Source organism: Gluconobacter albidus, from assembly GCF_002005485.1.
In the GTDB taxonomy this organism is placed as follows: Bacteria; Pseudomonadota; Alphaproteobacteria; order Acetobacterales; family Acetobacteraceae; genus Gluconobacter; species Gluconobacter albidus.
The window spans coordinates 2,743,531-2,763,836 of the sequence record NZ_CP014689.1 but is presented as its reverse complement, the minus strand read 5'-3'; the positions used below and the strand labels follow the sequence as shown (position 1 = coordinate 2,763,836).

At 60.2% G+C, this 20,306-nt stretch carries 20 protein-coding genes; 9 read left to right on the top strand and 11 right to left on the bottom strand.

The window, feature by feature from the left end; translation table 11 throughout:
* Positions 1–29: 29 nt before the first annotated feature.
* From A0U94_RS12595 to A0U94_RS12560, 8 genes are read left to right on the top strand one after another with little or no spacing between them, the layout of a single operon-like run.
* Entirely contained in the window at positions 30–335 is a 306-nt protein-coding gene (locus A0U94_RS12595) for a (2Fe-2S)-binding protein (RefSeq protein ID WP_077803563.1), read from the top strand.
* Positions 332–1,876 (top strand): NAD(P)/FAD-dependent oxidoreductase, encoded by a 1,545-nt coding sequence (locus A0U94_RS12590; RefSeq protein ID WP_077803562.1) that lies wholly within the window; start codon positions 332–334, stop codon positions 1,874–1,876. Before A0U94_RS12595 ends, A0U94_RS12590 begins: the two co-directional genes overlap by 4 nt.
* A complete protein-coding gene (locus A0U94_RS12585) occupies positions 1,860–3,005 on the top strand; it encodes an NAD(P)/FAD-dependent oxidoreductase (RefSeq protein ID WP_077803561.1) in 1,146 nt (381 codons plus the stop codon). Before A0U94_RS12590 ends, A0U94_RS12585 begins: the two co-directional genes overlap by 17 nt.
* Positions 3,002–3,715, top strand: a complete 714-nt coding sequence (locus A0U94_RS12580; protein ID WP_077803560.1) for an ABC transporter permease — start codon at positions 3,002–3,004, stop codon at positions 3,713–3,715. The genes A0U94_RS12585 and A0U94_RS12580 overlap by 4 nt, the downstream gene beginning before the upstream one ends.
* Position 3,716: 1 nt before the next feature.
* Positions 3,717–4,400: an ABC transporter permease gene (locus A0U94_RS12575; protein ID WP_077803559.1), complete on the top strand. Its 684-nt coding sequence runs from the start codon at positions 3,717–3,719 to the stop codon at positions 4,398–4,400.
* A 31-nt stretch (positions 4,401–4,431) separates the two neighbouring features.
* Entirely contained in the window at positions 4,432–5,220 is a 789-nt protein-coding gene (locus A0U94_RS12570; protein WP_077803558.1) for an ATP-binding cassette domain-containing protein, read from the top strand.
* Between the two features lie 33 nt (positions 5,221–5,253).
* Entirely contained in the window at positions 5,254–6,177 is a 924-nt protein-coding gene (rocF, locus tag A0U94_RS12565) for an arginase (RefSeq protein WP_077803557.1), read from the top strand.
* A 1-nt stretch (position 6,178) separates the two neighbouring features.
* Positions 6,179–7,249, top strand: coding sequence for an ornithine cyclodeaminase (locus A0U94_RS12560; RefSeq protein WP_077803556.1), 1,071 nt, complete (start codon positions 6,179–6,181; stop codon positions 7,247–7,249).
* A gap of 44 nt (positions 7,250–7,293) precedes the next feature.
* On the opposite strand, the gene ureG is transcribed toward A0U94_RS12560, so the two are convergent.
* From ureG to A0U94_RS12515, 9 genes are all read right to left on the bottom strand, one after another.
* The gene (ureG, locus tag A0U94_RS12555) at positions 7,294–7,908 is read right to left on the bottom strand and encodes an urease accessory protein UreG (protein WP_077803555.1); all 615 of its coding nucleotides are present in this window, start codon (positions 7,906–7,908) and stop codon (positions 7,294–7,296) included.
* Entirely contained in the window at positions 7,905–8,591 is a 687-nt protein-coding gene (locus tag A0U94_RS12550; protein ID WP_077803554.1) for an urease accessory protein UreF, read from the bottom strand. Before A0U94_RS12550 ends, ureG begins: the two co-directional genes overlap by 4 nt.
* Entirely contained in the window at positions 8,584–9,078 is a 495-nt protein-coding gene (locus A0U94_RS12545; protein ID WP_077803553.1) for an urease accessory protein UreE, read from the bottom strand. The genes A0U94_RS12550 and A0U94_RS12545 overlap by 8 nt, the downstream gene beginning before the upstream one ends.
* On the bottom strand, positions 9,078–10,784 hold the full coding sequence (gene ureC, locus A0U94_RS12540; RefSeq protein WP_077803552.1) for an urease subunit alpha: 1,707 nt from the start codon (positions 10,782–10,784) through the stop codon (positions 9,078–9,080). Before ureC ends, A0U94_RS12545 begins: the two co-directional genes overlap by 1 nt.
* On the bottom strand, positions 10,781–11,125 hold the full coding sequence (locus A0U94_RS12535) for an urease subunit beta (RefSeq protein WP_208611646.1): 345 nt from the start codon (positions 11,123–11,125) through the stop codon (positions 10,781–10,783). Before A0U94_RS12535 ends, ureC begins: the two co-directional genes overlap by 4 nt.
* The gene (locus A0U94_RS12530) at positions 11,109–11,411 is read right to left on the bottom strand and encodes an urease subunit gamma (RefSeq protein WP_077803551.1); all 303 of its coding nucleotides are present in this window, start codon (positions 11,409–11,411) and stop codon (positions 11,109–11,111) included. Before A0U94_RS12530 ends, A0U94_RS12535 begins: the two co-directional genes overlap by 17 nt.
* Before the next feature lie 25 nt (positions 11,412–11,436).
* Complete coding sequence (locus tag A0U94_RS12525) at positions 11,437–12,264, bottom strand: urease accessory protein UreD (protein ID WP_077803550.1); 828 nt, start codon at positions 12,262–12,264, stop codon at positions 11,437–11,439.
* On the bottom strand, positions 12,261–13,187 hold the full coding sequence (locus A0U94_RS12520; protein WP_077803549.1) for a HoxN/HupN/NixA family nickel/cobalt transporter: 927 nt from the start codon (positions 13,185–13,187) through the stop codon (positions 12,261–12,263). Before A0U94_RS12520 ends, A0U94_RS12525 begins: the two co-directional genes overlap by 4 nt.
* Before the next feature lie 86 nt (positions 13,188–13,273).
* Positions 13,274–15,709, bottom strand: coding sequence for a TonB-dependent receptor plug domain-containing protein (locus tag A0U94_RS12515; RefSeq protein WP_077803548.1), 2,436 nt, complete (start codon positions 15,707–15,709; stop codon positions 13,274–13,276).
* Between the two features lie 666 nt (positions 15,710–16,375).
* Between A0U94_RS12515 and A0U94_RS16020 the strand changes: the two genes are divergently transcribed.
* Positions 16,376–16,660: a hypothetical protein gene (locus tag A0U94_RS16020; RefSeq protein WP_208611645.1), complete on the top strand. Its 285-nt coding sequence runs from the start codon at positions 16,376–16,378 to the stop codon at positions 16,658–16,660.
* Positions 16,661–16,742: 82 nt separating this feature from the next.
* On the opposite strand, the gene A0U94_RS12500 is transcribed toward A0U94_RS16020, so the two are convergent.
* Together A0U94_RS12500 and A0U94_RS15755 are read right to left on the bottom strand one after the other, a co-directional pair.
* Complete coding sequence (locus tag A0U94_RS12500; protein WP_077803546.1) at positions 16,743–18,683, bottom strand: M61 family metallopeptidase; 1,941 nt, start codon at positions 18,681–18,683, stop codon at positions 16,743–16,745.
* Between the two features lie 445 nt (positions 18,684–19,128).
* The gene (locus A0U94_RS15755) at positions 19,129–20,214 is read right to left on the bottom strand and encodes a glycosyltransferase family protein (protein WP_149026770.1); all 1,086 of its coding nucleotides are present in this window, start codon (positions 20,212–20,214) and stop codon (positions 19,129–19,131) included.
* Positions 20,215–20,306: the final 92 nt, after the last annotated feature.

Below are 20,306 nucleotides of genomic sequence, written 5' to 3'. Positions count from 1 at the left end.
CCCCTGCTCCCGCGCAACAGGAACGCAGGATGTTTTCAGACCTTGGCCCGATCCGTGATCCGGTGACGCTGTTTGTGGATGGTCAGGCAATGACTGCCAGTGCGGGGGACAGCGTTGCGGTCTGTCTGCTGCGGGGGGGAATGTCTTATAACCGGCTGACGCCGGTTTCGGGGGCGCCGCGTCTGCCCTACTGCATGATCGGGCACTGTTTTGAATGTCTCGTCGAAATCGACGGGATCGGGAACCGGCAGGCCTGTCTGACGGTGGTGCGTGAAGGGATGCGCGTGCGTCGGCAGGCCGGTGCGCCGCCTGCGCTGGAGGGCTCCGTTCCATGACGCTCAATGCGCCACTCCCTGATGCGGATGTTGTGATCGTAGGCTGTGGGCCTTCCGGGATGACGGCGGCGGTGACGCTGGCGGAAGCAGGACGGTCGGTCATTGTACTGGATATGCAGCCCTGTCCGGGCGGGCAGATTTTCCGCAATCTTGAAGCCAATCTGTGTGATGCGAGCCCGGCTGGTCAGAGCCTGCTGGCTGCACTGGGGCCAGCCTATCGGGCGGGTGCCGATCTGATCCGGCGTTTCCGGGCATTTTCCGGGGCCTGTTCCGGGATTGATTACCGGCCTCAGACCACCGTTTGGGAAGTGCGGCCCGACGGAACCGTGGGCTGGTTGCAGGGCATGAATGCCGGATATGTGCGCGGGCGGCAGGTTCTGCTGGCGCATGGGGCGATGGAGCGGCCTGTGCCGTTTCCGGGCTGGACGCTGCCGGGCGTCATGACGGCTGGTGCGGTGCAGACGCTGCTGAAGGCCGGACGTCTGAAGCCTTCGGGCCGGGTTGTTCTTGCGGGGACGGGTCCGCTGCTGCTGTTGCTGGCCAACCAGTTGCATCAGCTGGGTGTCAAACCGGCGCTGGTGGGCCGGACGGACCGGTTTTCCGATGCGGTGCGGGCTGCGCGGCATCTGCGCCCCGGCGGGGTTCTGCCGCTTGTGAAGGGGCTGGGCTGGCTGGGGCGTCTGAAACTGGCGGGCGTGGAAACCTTGACGGGGCTTGAGACCCTTGCCGCGCATGGGAAGGATGGCGTTGAGAGCGTCAGCTTTACGGTTGGGGGCAAGCGGCGGACGCTGCCCTGTGATCTGCTGATCGTTCATGACGGGATCGTGCCTGCGATTGATATTCCCAATGCGGCGGGGCTGCGTCTGCAATGGGACGGGCCGAATGCGAGCTGGCGGCCGGAGACGACTGTGGACGGGTTGGGCCGTTCTTCCCTTCCGCCTGAGTTTTATGCGGGGACGTGCGTGTTGCGCGTGACGGGGGATGCCCGGAAGATCGGGGGGGCAGACGCTGCGATGGCGCATGGTGTCGTGGCCGCGCAGGCCATTCTGGCGGCGCTGGATCACGGTAGGGGGCCGTCCGGGGCGGCTCTGCGGGCGGTTGGCAAAACGTTGGCCGTACGTCCGTTTCTGGATGCGGCGTTTCCGCCGGGGCTGGCGCGGGAGCTACCGGGGGATGAGACGATCGTCTGTCGCTGCGAGGAGCTGACGGCGGGGGATCTGCGGGCGAAGATCCGCTCCGGCTTTCGGAACATGGATGCGCTGCGCGGTGAAACGCGCTGTGGCATGGGGCCGTGTCAGGGACGCAGTTGCATGGTGACGGCGGCGCGGCTGCTTGAGGATGAGACGTCGGCTGCGGGCTGTCCGCCGACATTCCGGGGGCGGCCGCCGATCCGGCCGATCCCGCTTGGGGCGGTGGCGCGGCTGTCGGGGCTTGATCCGCGGGCCACCATCCGGTTGACACTGGAAGACAAGCCTGAGAACGCCCCAGAAAGCGGGTCGGAACATGGTGCAGAGGATATGGTCGATGTCCCGGCACACTGAGACCGCGCTGATTGTTGGCGCCGGCCTTCAGGGCTGCGCGATTGCCCTGTTTCTGGCGCGTGCGGGCTGGCATGTCACGCTGCTCGACAAGAATGTGGCCGGGCGGCATGCCTCCAGCGTCAATGCGGGGGGCCTGCGGACGCTGATGCGGGACTGGCGGGAATATCCGCTGTCAGAACTGGCGATGGAGCACTGGCGGCATCTGGACCGGCTTGTCGGTGCAAGTGCGGCGGAGAGTTGTGAAGTCCGGCTCGGGGTCGGGCAGATCGCGGTGGCGCTCGATGAGGCGGAACTGTCCTGGACGCTTGGACGCGCGCAGGAGATGACGCAGCGCGGGCTGGGCTCCGAGGAGCTGCTTTCGGCCACGGATGTCCGCAGGATGCTGCCTGGTCTGACGGATCTGGCTCTGGGCGGCCTTGTTTCGCGGGGGGACGGGCATGCCAATCCGGCGGCTTCGGCGCGCGCTTTCAGGCATGCGGCCATGGCGGCCGGGGCGCGGATTGTCGAGAACTGCCGGGTTCTGGGGCTGGAGCGTCTGCCGGGGGGCGGATGGTTCGTTGAGGCGTCGTCGGGGCGGTATGAGGCGGGGGTTCTGGTGAACTGCGCCGGGGCCTGGGGCGCGCAGGTTGCGGCCATGGCGGGGCAGACGCTGCCGTTGAAGGTCGTGGCACCGTCCATGATGGTGACGGCGCGGACGCAGCCTTTCCTTGAGCCTGTGGTCATCGGGATCGACCGGCCGCTGTCCTTTAAGCAGAGCGCTGTTGGATCGCTGGTGATCGGCGGCGGCATTCTTGGCAAGCCCTGCGCGGATCATGACACGTCCTTTACCGTCATGGACCGGATGCCCGAGGGCGCGGCTGCCACGCTTGAGGCGTTTCCGGCGCTGGCGCATGTGCCGGTCCTGCGGACATGGACCGGGCTTGAAGGGGCGACGCCGGATGGTGTTCCCGTGATTGGTCCGGGGGAGGACACGCCGGATCTGTGGCATGTGTTCGGATTCTGCGGGCATGGGTTCCAGCTTGCGCCTGCGGTCGGCGAGGTTGTGGGGCGCTCGCTCGTCGGCGGGACAGTCGATCCGCTGCTGGCGCCGTTCAGCGGGCTGCGTTTTGGCGTGGGAGCGGCGGCGTGAGCGCGCAGGCTTTTACGCTTGTCGGGTTTGGGGCGCAGGGATGGGGCCGGCTTCTGCTACTGGCGGCGGGTCTGACGTTGATGGCGGCCCTTTGCAGCTTTGTGCTGGGCAGTCTGCTCGGGGCGGTGGGTGCGGCGCTGAAACTGGCGTCTTCGCGGAGCCTGCGGTGGATCGGGACGTTTTACACAACGGTCTTTCGCGGCGTTCCGGAGATCCTCGTCGTCTATCTTTTCTATTTCGGGGGCTCGCTCGCTTTGACGCGGCTGATGCATCTGGCGGGGTTTCCGGGGTTTTTCTCCCTGCCCTCCTTCATTATCGGTGTTGTGGCGATTGGTCTGGTTTCGGGGGCCTATCAGACCGAGGCCTATCGCAGTGCCTGTCTGCGTCTGGAGCGTGGGCAGATCGAGGCGGGCAAGGCGTGTGGCATGTCCACGCCGGTTCTGCTGTGGCGTGTCATCGCGCCCCAAACCCTGCGGTTTGCGCTGCCCGCGCTGGGCAATATCTGGCAGTCCGTGCTGAAGGAAACGGCGCTTTTGTCCATCATCGGGCTGGTCGAGTTGCTCCGTCAGTCCACGATTGCGTCTGGTGCGACCCGGCAGCCGCTGCTGTTCTACGGTGTGGCGGGGCTGCTGTATCTCGTTATGGGGCAGACGACGGCGCTGGGCTTTCGGCGCGTGGAAAAGCGGCTGGCCCGCTGCTGGGAGCGGTAGGATGGACTGGGCTTTTCTGTTCGCGACCGCAAAGACGCTTCTGGCCGGTGTGCCGCTGACGCTGGAGCTGGCGGTGACGTCGCTCTGTGTAGGGTTTGTGCTGGCGGTCGGGGTTGCGGCCCTTGCGGGGAGCAGGTTTGCGCCGACGCGCTGGGTTGCGGCGCTGTATGTGATGCTTTTTCAGGGCACGCCGCTCTTGGTGCAGATTTTCATCGTCTATTACGGGTTCGGGCAGATCGGTTTTCTGCGTGCGTCCTTTCTGTGGCCCGTTCTGCAGCAGGCGTACTGGTGTGCCGTACTGGCGTTGTCTCTCAATACGTCGGCCTACGGGGCGGAGATTATCCGCGGGGCCGTCGCGGCGGTTCCCGCGCGGGAGATCGAGGCGGGGCGGGCCATTGGCATGTCCGGGCTGCTTCTGCGGCGGCGGATCATCTGGCCACAGGCATTGCAATACGGGCTGGCGAATTACGGCAACGAGGCCATCCTGCTCCTGAAGGCAACGTCGCTGGCCAGTGTGATCACGCTGATGGATGTCACGGGGCTGGCTTACAGGCTGGTTTCAAAGACCTATCGTTCGGAAGAAATCTTCATGGTTGCGGGGCTGATCTATCTGGGTCTGACCTTCGTGATTGCCGCGGGCGTGCATCTGCTTGAACGCCGCCTCACCCCCTGTCGCCGGGTCTGACCCCAGACACACCGTCTTTTCCGGAGTTTTCATGGAACCGATCCAGCTTCCGTCGCCCGTCATCAGAACAGTAGGTCTGACGAAACGCTATGGCGCCCTGGATGTCCTGCGGGGTGTTGATCTGGAGGCGCGTGAGGGGGAAGTGATTTCCATTCTCGGGGCTTCGGGGTCGGGGAAATCCACGTTTCTGCGCTGTCTGAACCTGCTGGAAGTTCCTTCGGGTGGCACGCTCAATGTGTTGGGTGAGGATGTGGGGTTCCGGATGAAGGGAGCCGAGCAGCAGATTGCGGATGCGCGACAGGTCAATCGTCTACGGTCACAGATTGGCATGGTGTTCCAGAATTTCTGTCTGTGGAGCCATCGCACGGTCTTGCAGAATATCATGGAAGGTCCGGTCCATGTTCAGGGGCGCAACCGGCACGAGGTTCGCGCGGAAGCCGAAAAGGCGCTGGAGCGCGTGGGGCTGCGGGAGCGGGCGGACTATTATCCGTCCCAGCTTTCCGGCGGGCAGCAGCAGCGTGCGGCGATTGCGCGCGCCATCGTCATGCAGCCGCAGGTGCTGCTGTTTGACGAGCCGACCTCCGCTCTGGACCCGGAGCTGGTTGGAGAAGTGCTGAAAGTCATGCAGGATCTGGCCGCTGAGGGCAGGACCATGCTGATTGTCACGCATGAAATGACGTTTGCGCGGGATGTCTCAAGCCGGGTCGTGTTTCTGGAGCAGGGAACAGTCCGTGTTCAGGGTGCCCCGCAGGATCTGTTCAGAGGCGGGATCGATGAGCGATTTGACAGGTTTGTCAGCCATTTTTCGCGACAGGGCTGAGGCCCCGGCGCAGAACATCGGATAGGAGTTGAGATGAAGACGTGCCAGATCCTGGGTGTCCCGACCCAGAGCGGAACCTCCGAGCGGGGATGCATCATGGGTCCGACGGCCTTCCGCATTGCAGGGCTGCCCGAGATCCTGCAGGAGCTTGGCTGGAAGGTTGACGATGTGGGGGATGCCGTGCCTGCGGCAATGCCGGATGTCAGCCATCCCAATCCCGCCGTGCGCAATCTCGATGCCATCATCGCCTGGACGAAAAGCGTTGGCGAACGCGCCTACGAGATGGCCAAAGCCTGCGATTTCCCGATTTTCCTCGGGGGTGATCACTCCATGTCGGCCGGAACGGTCTCGGGTGTAGCGCGTCATGCGCAGGATCTGGGGCAGCCCCAGTTCGTGCTGTGGCTGGATGCGCATACGGATCTGCATACGCTTCATACGACCACGAGCGGCAACCTGCATGGCACGCCTGTGGCGTATTTCACGGGTCAGGCGGGTTTTGAAGGGTTTCCGCCGCCTGCGGCACCCGTTGATCCGCGCAATATGTGCATGATGGGTATCCGCTCGGTCGATCAGGCCGAGAAGCGGCATGTGGCGGAAATCGGTATTACGGTGTTCGACATGCGCGCCATTGACGAGCAGGGAATTGTTGGCCCGCTGAACAGTTTTCTGGACCGTGTTCGCGCGGCCAATGGCCGGTTGCATGTCAGTCTGGACGTAGACTTCCTTGATCCGGACATTGCACCGGCCGTGGGGACAACCGTCAATGGCGGTGCGACTTTCCGCGAGGCGCATCTCATCATGGAAATGCTGCATGACAGCGGCCTTGTGACATCGCTGGATCTGGCGGAACTCAACCCGTTCCTCGACATGCGGGCCAAGACCGCCCTGCTGATGACCGATCTGGCCGCCAGCCTCTTTGGCCGCCGTGTTCTCGAACGCAAGACAAGGACCTACTGAGATGCCCTCCTCCGCACCCGCTCCTTCCCATCTCGCTTTCGTGCCATTCGTCTCGGTCGAGAACATGATGGCGCTTGTCCACACCATCGGGATCGAGACCTTCCTGCGCGAGCTTGCGGAGTATCTTGAGGCCGATTTCAAACGCTGGCCGGAGTTCGACAAGACCCCGCGTGTGGCGGCGCATTCGGCCGAGGGCGTCATCGAGCTGATGCCGACGAGCGACAGCAGCCTGTACGGGTTCAAATACGTCAATGGCCATCCAAAGAACATGAAGGAAGGCCTTCAGACCGTGACGGCGTTCGGGATGCTGGCGGATGTGGCGTCCGGCTATCCGGTGCTGCTGTCGGAAATGACGCTGCTGACGGCGCTGCGCACCGCTGCGACATCGGCCATGGCGGCAAAATACCTCGCCCCTGCGAACTCGAAGACGATGGCCATTATCGGCAATGGCGCACAGTCCGAGTTCCAGGCCATGGCGTTTCGCGAGATCGTCGGGATCCGGGCGCTGCGGCTGTATGATCTGGACCGGGCGGCTTCGGAAAAATGTGCCCGCAACCTGAGCGGACAGGGTTTCGACATCACGATCTGCGACACCAGCGAAGAGGCTGTGGACGGGGCGGACATCATCACGACCGTCACGGCCGACAAACAGTGCGCGACGATCCTGTCCGACAACATGGTTGGCGCGGGGATTCATATCAACGCGGTGGGCGGGGACTGCCCGGGCAAGACGGAGCTTCAGCGCGATATCCTGCTGCGGTCCTCCATCTTTGCGGAATATCCGCCGCAGACGCGCATCGAAGGCGAGATCCAGCAGCTTCCCGAAGACCATCCGGTGACGGAGCTGTGGCAGGTCATCAACGGCGAGGCAAAGGGCCGCGCCAGTGAGAGCCAGATCACGCTGTTTGATTCCGTGGGGTTTGCGATCGAGGATTTCTCGGCGCTGCGCTATGTGCGCGACAGGCTGGACGCCACCGGCCTGTATGAGAAGCTTGATATGCTGGCCGATCCGGATGATCCGCGCGATCTGTTCGGGATGCTTCAGCGCTCCAAGGGCGCAGATACGCCCTGAGACAGGCTACTGGCTGGCCACGTCGAGGCAGCCAGTAGCAGCCTTCAGAGGCCGCCCTGTTCGACGATGAAGCGGGCGATTTCAGGCACACCTTCGCCCGCACGGATATTGGCGAAAACGAAGGGCCGCGTGCCGCGCATCTTTTTGCTGTCGCGGTCCATCACGCCCAGATCGGCACCGACATAGGGTGCGAGATCGATCTTGTTGATGACCAGAAGGTCGCTCCGGGTAATGCCGGGGCCGCCCTTGCGGGGGATCTTGTCGCCGGCCGAGACGTCGATCACATAGATCGTCAGATCCGCCAGTTCGGGGCTGAAGGTCGCGGCCAGATTGTCGCCGCCGCTTTCCACCAGCACCAGATCCAGCCCCTCGAAGCGCTCCGTCAGTTCGGCGATGCCCGCCAGATTGATGCTGGCGTCTTCGCGGATGGCCGTATGGGGACAGCCGCCTGTTTCGATCCCCTTGATCCGTTCCGGCGGGAGGGAGCCCGCGCGGGTCAGGAACTCGGCGTCTTCGCGCGTGTAGATGTCGTTCGTGATGGCGGCGATGTTGTAATCGTCACGGAAAGTCCGGCACAGGGCGTCCATCAGGGCTGTCTTGCCTGTCCCCACCGGTCCGCCGATGCCGACCCGCAGCGGGCCGTGTTTTGCTTTTGTCATGTTCTGAACAACCTCGTTGTCTGGGTTTCGTGATGCATGGCCGCGAGGTCGGAGCGGAAGCACGCACCCCCGACATCGTCCAGGGTCCGGTGTTCCGTAATACTCACGGCGCGTGAGAGACACGGTTCCAGCCGGGCCAGAGCGTGCAGGCCGTCCGTCTGCCCGAGCGGGACCAGACGCACCGCCGCGGAAACGAGGGCGGCAATGGTGGCGTATCCACCCGACAGCAGCGCCTGCTCCCGCGTGATGCCGCCGCGCCGGAAGACCAGCCCCTGCGCAACCGGAAGCGGCCAGCGCGTGCCGCGCAGTTCGGACGGATCGGGCGTGACCGGCCAGACGGATGCGGCCTTGAGGAAGGCTTCGCCCTGATAGACTGTTTCGTCATACCGCTCCCGCGAGGAGGCGCAGGCGCAGGCAAATTCCGCCAGAGCGCGCAGGCGGGGCATGTCGTGCGCGGCGCTCCAGGCGTCCTGAAGGATGATCAGGTCGCTGCCCGGCGCGCCGTGCTCCAGCAGGCAGCCGATCCAGTCGCAAAGTGTGGCGACATCCGTGACGTCTCCGCTTTCCACCGCCCATTCCAGACCGTGGCTATAGGCGTATCCGCCCGTTGGAAAGGCTGGCGACACCCATGACAGGAGGCGCAGGAAGGCGGCGCCTGTCTGCGGGAGCGGGGTTTCAGTCATGCGTGTGGTGATGATGCCCGTCCCCGTGGTGGTGCGGTTCGTGGCCGCCCGCGCGGGAGGTGTAGGCCCCGCTTTCCGGGTCGAACGGGGCTTCCACCCGCGTCACATGGCCACCCAGACCGTGGATCATGTCGGCGATGACGTGATCGTAGCGCACGAGGATGCGATGTTCGGCAATCGCGGCGGGCAGGTGGCGGTTGCCCAGATGCCATGCGAGCTGAAGCAGTTGCAGGGGGCTGTGGGCCGTGACCTCCATCAGCTCTTCGGGCAGGGCTTCCACGCGGATGATGCGGCCATCCTCCAGACGCAGCCCCTCTCCGGCCTGAAGCAGGCGGGCATGCTCCAGCTCCAGCCGGATTTTCTCGCCGTTTTGCAGGGTCAGCATCATCCGGCGACGGTGCCGCCCTTCATAATCGGCGGCGAAGGTGCCGCTGGCCTCGGTTTCGGGCCAGCTTCCGGCGGGAAGGATATCCAGGATTTGGGTCATCAGAACAGGAAATACCTCTGGGCCATGGGCAGGACTTCGGCAGGCTCGCAGGTCAGGAGCACGCCATCGGCCCGCACTTCATAGGTTTCGGGATCGACTTCGATATGGGGCATGGCGTCGTTATGGATCATGCTGCGCTTGCCAATCCCGCCGCGCACGTTCGAGACAGCCGAGAGCGGCCGGCGCAGACCCAGCTTTTTGCCGATATCGTCTTCCAGCGCGGCCTGTGACACGAAGGTCAGGCTGGTATGGGTCAGCGCGCCGCCATAGCCGCCGAACATCATGCGGCCATGCACGGGCTGCGGTGTGGGGATCGAGGCGTTGGGATCACCCATCATCGCATAGACGATGGCGCCGCCCTTGATGACCAGATCGGGTTTGACGCCGAAGAAAGCGGGTTCCCACAGGACGAGATCCGCCAGCTTGCCGACTTCGATTGATCCGACTTCATGGGACAGGCCATGCGAAATGGCGGGGTTGATGGTGTATTTGGCGATATAGCGCTTCACGCGGGCATTATCCGCCGCACCATCCCCGGCCAGAGAGCCGCGCTGGATTTTCATTTTATGGGCCGTCTGCCATGTGCGCAGCGGGACTTCGCCGACACGGCCCATGGCCTGACTGTCCGACGACATCATCGAGAGCACGCCCATGTCATGGAAAATGTCCTCGGCGGCGATCGTCTCGCGGCGGATGCGGCTTTCGGCGAAGGCGATGTCTTCCGGCACCCGCTGGTCCAGGTGATGGCAGACCATCAACATGTCCAGATGTTCGTCCAGCGTGTTGACGGTGAACGGGCGCGTGGGATTGGTCGAGGACGGCAGGACGTTGGGCAGGCCTGCCACGCGGATGATGTCCGGCGCATGGCCTCCGCCCGCCCCTTCCGTATGGAACGCATGGATCGTGCGGCCCTGAAAGGCGGCGATCGTGTCTTCGACGAAGCCGCTTTCGTTCAGCGTATCGGTATGGATCATGACCTGCACGTCCATGCGGTCCGCAACGCTCAGGCAGCAGTCGATCGCGGCGGGGGTTGAGCCCCAGTCCTCATGCAGTTTCAGGCAGCAGGCCCCGGCGCGCACCATTTCCTCCAGCCCCTCCGGGCGGGAGGCATTGCCCTTGCCCGCGAACGCCAGATTGACCGGGAAGGCTTCCGCCGCCTGAAGCATCCGCGCCAGATGCCATGGGCCGGGTGTGCAGGTCGTTGCGGCCGTGCCGGTGGCGGGGCCGGTGCCGCCGCCGAGCATGGTCGTGATGCCCGATGCCAGTGCTTCCTCGATCTGCTGCGGGCAGATGAAATGGATGTGGCTGTCGATCCCGCCAGCGGTGAGGATCTTGCCCTCGCCCGCGATAATTTCCGTGCCCGGACCAATGATAATATCCACACCCGGCTGGATGTCGGGATTGCCTGCCTTGCCGATGGCCGCGATCCGGCCGTCACGGAGTGCGACATCGGCCTTCACGATCCCCCAGTGATCGATGATGACGGCGTTCGTGATGACCGTATCCGCCGCACCCTCGGCCCGCGTGACCTGCGACTGGCCCATGCCGTCGCGGATGGTCTTGCCGCCGCCGAAGCGGACTTCCTCGCCATAGGTCGTGTAGTCGCGCTCGATCTCGACCAGAAGGGCTGTATCGGCGAGGCGCAGGCGGTCGCCGACCGTGGGGCCGAACTGTCCGGCATAGTCATGTCTGGAAAGACGCATCACTGATCCACACTCCCCATCACATCGCCCCGGAAGCCCACGACGCGCCGCAGGCCGCGCAGGGGGACGAGCGTGACTTCACGGTCCTGTCCCGGTTCAAACCGGATGGCCCCGCCCGACGCAACGTCCAGACGCCAGCCTGTGGCCTGCGCGCGGTCGAATTTCAGGGCCGGATTGACCTCGGCAAAATGATAATGGCTGCCGACCTGCACCGGACGGTCGCCGGTATTGGTCACCAGAAGCGTCTGGCGCGGCTGGCCTTCGTTGAGCACGATCTCGCCTTCGGCGGGCAGGATTTCGCCGGGAATGGCACCGGCGGCAAGGGATTCAGCGTATCGGGTCATGAACGGTCACCAGCTTTGTGCCATCGGGGAAGGTCGCTTCCACCTGCACGTCATGAATCATTTCGGCCACGCCCTGCATAACCTGGTCGCGCGTCAGAACGCGGCCGCCACTGGCCATGAGTTCGGACACGCTTTTGCCGTCCCGCGCGCCTTCGACGACGTGATCGGTGATGAGGGCCACGGCTTCCGGATAATTGAGCACGACACCACGTTCCAGCCGGCGGCGCGCGACGTTTGCCGCCATCGCCACCAGCAGCTTGTCCTTTTCCCGGGGGGTAAGTTTCATGTCCTGCTCCGTTCCGAACTCTGTGTCATGACCGCCATGTGGCCGGCATGGGGCGCCCGTCCCGCAGGACCGGCAGGATCTGTCTGATCGTCTTTTCCAGCGGCCAGCCGCCCGACGCCACCCCGCGGATGACCAGCATGCCATTCCAAGCCGATGCTGCAAACTCATGCGGCGCGATGGCGTCCAGCACGTCACGCACGTCGTCGAGATACGTTTCCGCGAGCGGTGAGACCAGAACCAGCGTGGCGACAGCGAGCTGGTCCGCGCTCATGGCTTTGCGGACCATCAGGGCGGAGACATCGCGGCTTTCCAGCCGCACGAGGTCTTCCAGAATGAGGCGGTCGTCCCGCCGGACTGTCAGCCGGTCCCGCAGGGCCAGTGTTTGCAGGATTTCGCCGGATCCGGTGCGGCCGAACATCCGGCTTTCAAGGAAAAGGAAGCTGGACGAGGCGTCCATGTCCACGGTCATGTGTCGGCGGAGCTGGCTGCCATCGAAAAAGATCGTTCCGTGGGGCAGCCAGTCCAGTCTGGCGCGGGCCGCGATGTGGCAGGAGGTGAGGATTTCGGGCGGGGTATCGCTGGCGCGGGCGCGGTAGATGCGTTCTGCGGCCTGCGATGTGACCAGCAGTTCCGTGTCCGGCGCGCAGGCGATGCGGCCTTCAATCCGGTCTCCGCCCGCGATGCCGCCGGAAATATTGACGGTGACGGCTTCCAGAGACGCGCCGTTCACGCGCGGGAACAGGAGGCGGCAACATCCGCCCTGCTCCAGTTCGTCGCGGACGCTCTGCCCGTCGCGGAGTTTTGCTGTCAGGCCGAACCAGCCCCGGGCGCGCTGAAGGGCTGTCGTGGTCATGATGCAAGCTCTTCGCGGCCGGAGCGAAGCACGAGCCACCCGAGGACGGAGGCGCAGAAGACAACAGCGCCGATCAGTTCAAAATGATCGGACAGCAGGCTGGCGAGAGAGGTGAGCGTTTCCAGCCCCGGCAGATGCTCCGCAAGAAGGTTCACCAGTTCGATTGCGGCAATCGCGAGCGCCAGCAGAACGGAAATAGCGGTCAGGCCCAGATTCCAGTTCATCCTTCGCCCTGCCTGTCGGTACAGGCCGTGCATCAGGACGCTGTCGGCCGTGTCCAGCAGGGCCATTCCGGCAGTGAAGAGCAGCGGGAACATCATGATCTGCCAGATCGGCAGGCCGTGCTGGGTCTGGACGATGGAGATGCCCAAAAGGCTGATTTCCGAGGCGGTATCGAAACCCAGGCCGAAGAGAAAGCCGACCGGATAGAGGTGCCAGCTGACGGAGACCTGATGCAGGACGGGGGCGAGCAGTCGGGAGAGGCCTCGGGGTGGCATTTCGGGGTGGGTGGTTTTTGCGCCGCGCCGTCTGCGCCACAGATCATGCAGGGTCGTGGCGTTGAGAGTGGCGATGACGATCAGGAACAGGACGGAGATCCATGTTCCGAACAGGCCGCCCTGCGTCGCAAAAGCGTCGATCTGCGTGCGGTAGTGCTGTCCAGCGAGGACGATCACGAGCGTTGCCAGACAGACGATCGTGGAGTGGCCGAGGGAGAAGAACAGTCCGGCCGCGCGTGCCTCGCGGTTTTCGCGCAGGGCCGCACGCGTGACGTTGTCGATGACGGCGATATGGTCCGCGTCCAGCGCGTGGCGCAGGCCCAGCCCGTAAGCCAGGGCTGCGGCGCCCAGCAGGAGCGTGTTTGCGTGGAAAAGGATAAACGCCAGAAGCCATGCCAGAGCATTGGCTGCCACAAGAGGCCCCATCAGGTGTAAAATCCGGGACCAATGAGGGAGACCACGCTCTGTCAGGAGTTTTCTCCCGTATCTGGCATCCTCACGAAACGCGTCTCCTAGAAATTCAGATTGGCCTGCAGGTAGTAGTATCCACCGTTATAGCCGAGCTGTTCAATCTGGTAATCGTACTGGAAGGCGCCGAGGTAGCGGAATTCTTTCGGGATACGGCGCTGTTTTGCGTTGCCGATATTATTGCCGCCAAGCGTCAGGCCGAATTTCGGCAGGACCTGATACGAGACCGCGAGATTGGTTTCGAAGCGCGCCTTGTTCACGTAGCGCATGAAGTCGGTATTGGAATAGGCCAGCGGGCCTTCGTAATACGTCAGGGACGATGTTGCGTGACCGTAGCGGACTTCGTGGATCGAGACGCCGAGTTTTCTATACTGCCAGGTGCCTCCGAAGATCAGCTTGTTTTTTGGGGTATAGCTTGTGATGTAGGCGGCCTGCTGGGCGTTGAGCAGGCTGTTGCCATTCCCATCCTTGCCGGTATGGGTCAGGTCGGTTTCGTTGAGGTTCAGGGCCACGTCCCAGTCGATCTTGCCCCAGTCGCGGAAGCGGGTTTCATAGCGGGCGGTCACGTCCAGGCCGCGTGTCCGTGTGTCGGCGGCATTGGCGTAATAGGATGCCGTGACGGCGTTGGAGGCCAGTGTGGAGGGCACGGTGAAGCCGTCGAGGCGCAGGGCTTCAATGGCATTCGCACCGTTATAGACGCCTGCAGCCAGGATCCTGTTTTTGATGGCGATCTGATACGCATCGACACTGATATGCAGGCGCGGCAGCGGATCCAGCGTGAAGCCCGCGCTGTAGCTCATGGTGTGTTCCGGATGGAGCGGCTTGGCCCCGATCAGGCGTGCGCCCGCAGAATTGACCGGCAGGTAGCCCGTGGCATAGGTCGGCGCGACGGACAGGTTGGACCAGTGTTCCTGAAGCAGGGACGGTGCGCTGAAGCCGTTTGAGATCGTGCCGCGCAGAGCGAAATACTTGTTGAAATCGTAGCGCGTGGAGACCTTGCCGGTCTTGGTGTCTCCGGCGTCCGTGTAATATTCGTAACGTCCGGCGAAATCGACCTGCCAGTTCTTCAACGGGCGCAGGGAGAGTTCCACATAGCCCGCCGTGACGTCACGGTTGCTTTCACTGGCGTTCTGCGGGCTCAGGCCGTGCAAGCCCTGTGGGCCAGTGCCGTAATACGAGTTGGCATCACCGGACATGATGTCGAATTCATCATAACGGTACTGCGCGCCCATCGCGAGGTTGATCGGGCCTGCGAAAATCGGCGTCTGAAAACTGCGATGGATACCGAAATCGTTCGTCCACTGGGTGTTGGTGAACGCCATTTCGTGGAAGCGCGTCGGAGAAGAGCCTGTTGCGGCATAGAGCGACGGATTGACGCTATTGAAGAGATCTATCGACGTATGGTCGCTGCCATAGGTCGTGCTGAGATCCCAGTTCCAGCCAAATTTCTCGCCTTTCAGGCCGAGGGTGACGCTGTAATCATCTTCCGAAACACTTTCCTTCGGGCTGAAGCCGTTGGGGTACATGGGCCAGTCCGAGGACGCGACACGCGCATCCTGATAGCTCTCGCCGTAGCGATGGCCGTATGTGGAGAACGAATACAGCGACAGGTCGGGCAGGAAGTCATACTGCATGTTGTAGGAAATGGTGCCGCGCTGCTGGCGCGGGTCGCCCTCGTCCTTGAAGTCATACTTGCCGTTCCGGCTGTCGGCCGAATTGCGAATGGTGTGATCCTGGTATTTGTATTCCGCGCTCAGATCGAAAAAGCCGCGTCCCATCAGGTCGAAGCCTGCATTGATGGACTCGCCGGACTGAAAACCGTCCCCGGCATAGCGCCCGCCATTGGTGGACTGGATCGTGATGCCGGATTTGCGGTGCTTGAGGATGATGTTGATGACGCCTGCGACGGCATCGGAGCCGTAGAGGGCAGCAGCACCGTCCTGAAGAATTTCCACATGATCGATCGCGGAGATCGGGATCATGTCGATATCAACACCATTCGATCCCTGCTGCGGCCCGGAATTGTTGGACAGCACGGAGGTCGCGTGACGGCGCTTTCCATCGACGAGGATCAGGGTGTGGTTGGGAGACAGGCCGCGCAGACGCAGGACATCCACCATGTTGGCATTGCCGATCAGGAGCGGCGCGCGAGTCAGGGAGGGAGTGAGCTGTGTCAGGGCGTCGCGCAGGTCGGACTGGCCTGTGCGGGAGATTTCGGCGGAGGTCACGACCTGAATCGGGCTGGCGCTTTTACGGACTGTCTGGTGCGGGTCACGCGTTCCGGTGACGATGACCGTCTCATCCTCTTTGGGAAGGACCGCCGCCTTCTGTTTTGCAACGGGACGGACAGCCACGGGCCTGTGGGCTTTGGGAGTGGTGGTGCGGGGTGCCTGATCAGCCGCATATGCTTCCATACAGACCAGCGGGCTCGCCGCACAGGTGAGCAGAAGGGCACTCAGAGGGATGGAGACTTTTTTCATCGGCTGATATTTTTCCCGTTCGTCTCCCCGCGTGCCTGTCGCGCAACTCAGGCATCAGAGAGTTCTGAATATTCCCGGTGATCTCCCGCACTCAGCCGATCACCTTGAGAAAAACCTAACGAACTTCGGAACGATAACGGAATGTACGTTTTTTTTCTATCTTACCGTAAGTTGTTCTTATTCTTTGAAGAGAACGAGGCCGACGAACCCGGTGTCGAAACTTATTTGGCATCGCGCGAGGAGCCCCATAAAGACGGCATACACAGGCCAAGACTTTGGCAAAGCGAGAACGAAATGACATATGCAGCCATAAAGTTCGTCGAACAGCCTGCCTGAGGTGAGGGGAATGTTATGAATGCGATTCTAAGCTTGGGATCTATTGATTTATTGCACTGGGCAAAACGTTGTAACTCACAGGCTTAGCGATGGAGATGGGCTGTAAGTGACGTGTTTTTGCTGTCTGAGAGGCAGATGGAGCGGATTGAGCCGTTTTTTCCACTGGCGCACCGGACGTCGGCCTCCCTGCTCAAATAAGGAGCTTTCCCCGCCATATCATCGGACGGACAAAAGGCGGTCTGAACTCAACATTCCATGCCGTGTGTGATAGTCAGGGTCGGCCTGTTCGCCTGCACCTGAGAGCAGGTCAGTGACTTCAAAGGTGTAGATGTGCTGCTGGCAGATCTTTCCAACGAGATAGAAGAAGTCATCGGGTACAGAGGCTGCGACAGCAACCGGATCAGGTTATCTCTTGCAGAACGCAATATCACTGCCTGTACCCCCCCGAAAAAGAACCGGAAATCAAAGCCACCTTACAACTGGAACCTGTATAAAAAGCGCCTGATGATCGAAAACATGTTCGCAAAAACTGAAAGACTGGCGACCCGCTGCGCTCATACATTCATGTCTGCAATCCCCATCGCATCAAGATTCATCTTCTCTCTCAAAGAATGAGTCCTGAATCTAATTGGAATTTGGAGCAAAGGGATCGAGTCCCTTTGCGGGGTTCCGGGGCAGCGCCCCGGAGTAATCGGTCTTACTGACGCGCTGCGTAAATCGCGCTCAGACGATCCGGCGTGCCTTCAATCCGTTCCAGATGCGGGTAACGCAGACCCTCATGATAGGGAATGGAGACGGTGGTGACGTGGTCGCCGGACTTCACGATCAGGCGGATATCCTGCTTCGGGTCCTTCTGCGCGTCCGTGACGGCATGGAGCAGACGCTGCGGCGTGAAGCTCATGTCATTGACGGCCACGATCGTCACGCCCGGAACCAGACCAGCCTTGAAGGCCGGGCTCATCCAGTGCTCACGTCCCACACGTCCGGCCGCATTGACCGTCAGGCCGAGCGAGAAGGACAGGTCGGTGGTGTGGCGCGCGGCTTCACTGGCCTTGACGAAGGCGGTCGGCTTGGACGTGTAAACCAGCTTGTACCCACCATTGGTCAGGCCGTTGAGCGGCGCATGAAGCTGGATGGTGTCCAGGCGGTCGTGCAGGAACTTGGCCCAGTCATAAGGCTGCACACTGTTGAGTGTGGCGACTACATCGTCGAACTGATAGGGGCTGACGACGAAGCTGCCGCTGTTCGTTCCGAAGAAGGCCTTCGCGAAATCATCCAGCGACTTGTGATCGTTGGAGAGCTTGCGGATCAGCGCATCCGCATCCAGCCAGACGAGCTGACCTTCGACGTAATAGTCTTCCGAACGCTGCCAGTCGCGCCATGACAGGGGCGAACGCCGGGCAATGACCGGATCGTTCGTCGTGTCTTCCAGTGGACGCCACTGACGGCCCGTCTGGTTGTCATACGATGCCGCCATATAGGCCAGTGCCTCGAAACCCTGATCCTTCGTCACGAGCCCGGAGCGCGCAGCCAGAACATTGCCCCAGTACTGCGTCTGACCTTCATAAACCCACAGCATGGACCCACGCTGTGGTGTGTTGAAGTTGGGTGCCCACAGGTCGGCCGGGCGCCGGTACTTGCCATTCCAGGAATGGGTGTATTCATGGGCCAGCAGGTCACGCTCGGGGAAGGTTTTGTCCCATTCCGTGAAATAGCCCGGAGCGGCGCTATTCTCGCTGGACTGGTGATGCTCGAGGCCAATGCTGCCAAGCTCATCCGTCAGGGCGAGGAGGAAATCGTAATGGTCGTAGTGATGTGAGGCAAACAGCGCCGTGGCCTGTCGGACGAGGTTCTGATGGGCTGCGATCTGTTGCGGTGTGGCGTCCAGCGAGTCCGGTTCGTCAGCGACGACATCCAGCGAGACGGGAACGTGATCCGGGCCGGTCAGATCGAACTTGCGGAAATAGCGTCCGGCATAGATCGGGGAGTCAACGAGCGTATTGAAGGTCGTGGCGTTGAAATGCGTCTCGTCACCATAGATCCCGGCGCGAAGGGCCGAGCCGATCTGCCAGCCATGCGGAACACGCACGGAGGGCTGAACCGTGATCCCACGGGTGAAATATCCGGCCGGATAGAGCGAAACCTGATCCCATTGCACATTGACGATGGACGGCGTCATGACCACGCGGCCCTGGCCCGGCGAAATCGGTGTCAGGAGCTGGAAGTGAAGGTCCAGTGTCGGCGTGCTCGTGGAGACCGGGATATGGAAGGCTGCAACGTTAACCGTATCGCGCTTCCACTCCAGCGTGCGGCCGTTGCTCTGTACATGCAGGCTGGCAAGCTGCTCGATCACACCAGTGGGTGAATGATCGCCCGGGATCCACATCGGATACAGAAGGACCATCTCCCCCTTCTGCTGCGCTTCCTTCGGCACAGGAACCGTCTCGTGGATGGACATCACATGATGCAGCGTATCCGTCGCATCGACCGAGACCGTCATGGCCCCGGGGAAAGCCCGGTCCTGCGGCTCAGGAATGGGCGCCGGCATGGGCAGCGGCATGGGCTGGGACTGCGCGAGAGCTGGGGAGACAAGCGCTGTGAACACGCTAAGTGCGATCAGAGGGCGCAGAAGGGACATCAGATTTTCCGGTTAAAGATCTTGAATTACTTTGAATGCGTAACTGGCCTGTCACGGCTTCACAAGTGGGTTATTCAAAGAACTCTGAATTAAAGCTGCTATGATCTGATTTTGAGCACAAATTTAAATAAGTAATATGAGAAATCACCATAAAGATTTTTTTCTATATCCGCAGTATTAATATATCTTTTTGGTCTTGTTTGTGAAAATAATATCTTCTTGCTGTAATTATTTAAAATAATAGATCTTAATTCGATTAAAGTCCCGAGACAATAGTTTAGGCGGTTATACCGCAGGGAATAAGGATAATGGCAGCAACCGTTATCGCCATCGACAGGCTGGGTTACACCGTGTCATTGATCGTGCGCTCAGTTCAAGGACCGCGACCATGTGGTGTCGCGATCCTGATCAGAAGGCCTCGTCGTTATCCCAAGCCTAGCCATGCTTAAGATAGCTTTATATAACGAAATCTTTTTTCCCCAAAATTGAATAAAACCTCGCGAAGGGCTAAGTCTTCTGCCAACAATAATGTTGTTCCTATAGAAAACTCGAAAGGAATATTAAAATTAAAAATACTTAAATTATCTATTTTCCTTTTTATTTCATCAAACTCATAATAAATTTCTTCACCGCTATTTGTTTTTAATTTTATACAAATAGGTGAATCTGGATGTTCAATATTTTTTATTTCTCCAGAAAGGAATCCGTTATTTAGATTGTTAATTTCTATTTCAACTGGTGATATATCTCTTTTTTGTTCTATTAAATTTAAGAAAAAATCATGCTGTTTTATATATTCTTTATAGCTTGATTCTCCTTGTTCTAGAAGAATACGCCATGAATGAGGAATATTTAAATCTTTATCATTGAGCCAATGATTTATTGTCACGGGTTTGGGGCCATGCCAGTGAATAATCGCAGCATCTGGGTTGAGACCCCAATACGGCTTCCAGTTAAACCTGTCTGGAAGCAGGAGATAATCCTTCCCTAGGTATTCCCTTAATATTTCCTGGTCGAGTCCAACATGAAGATTATTCAAAGTAAAATTAATTAATTCATCTCTTTTTTCTTTCCAAGAATCAACATTTATTATCATGACTCCGCTATTCATGTCTCTAATAGATCCACGATCAAATTGTGGAGCGGCAGCTAGAAAATCTGGATAATACCCTTTGAAAATATCTTTGCCCGGTAGAAAAATTACATCAGCATCTGTATAAAGGACATATTTATCGTCTTTTTCGATCAGGGGTATATCAAATCTTAAAAAAGCACCTCTTGCAACAGATCTTGACTGTGAGTCTGTGGTGAATTCATTGATTTCTTTTTCAAAAGATATTCTATGGTAATGTATAATTACCCCTTTATTTTCTAAATATTCAGTCAAATTAGATGGATTTCCATCGTAAATAAAATGAGGCTCAAGGTTTGTATTTATTAATGCACTCTCAACGGAGATTTTAATGAGTTCTTCCCAATTATGGTCTGTTCTAAACTCTGTTTCCTGACACCAGCAAAAATACCATTTCATTGTAAATATTCCTAAATTCCGAAAACAAAAAATAACAGCAAAGCCTGGGATAGGAGCATAAAAAACAGGCAATCATTGCACTGATATTTCTT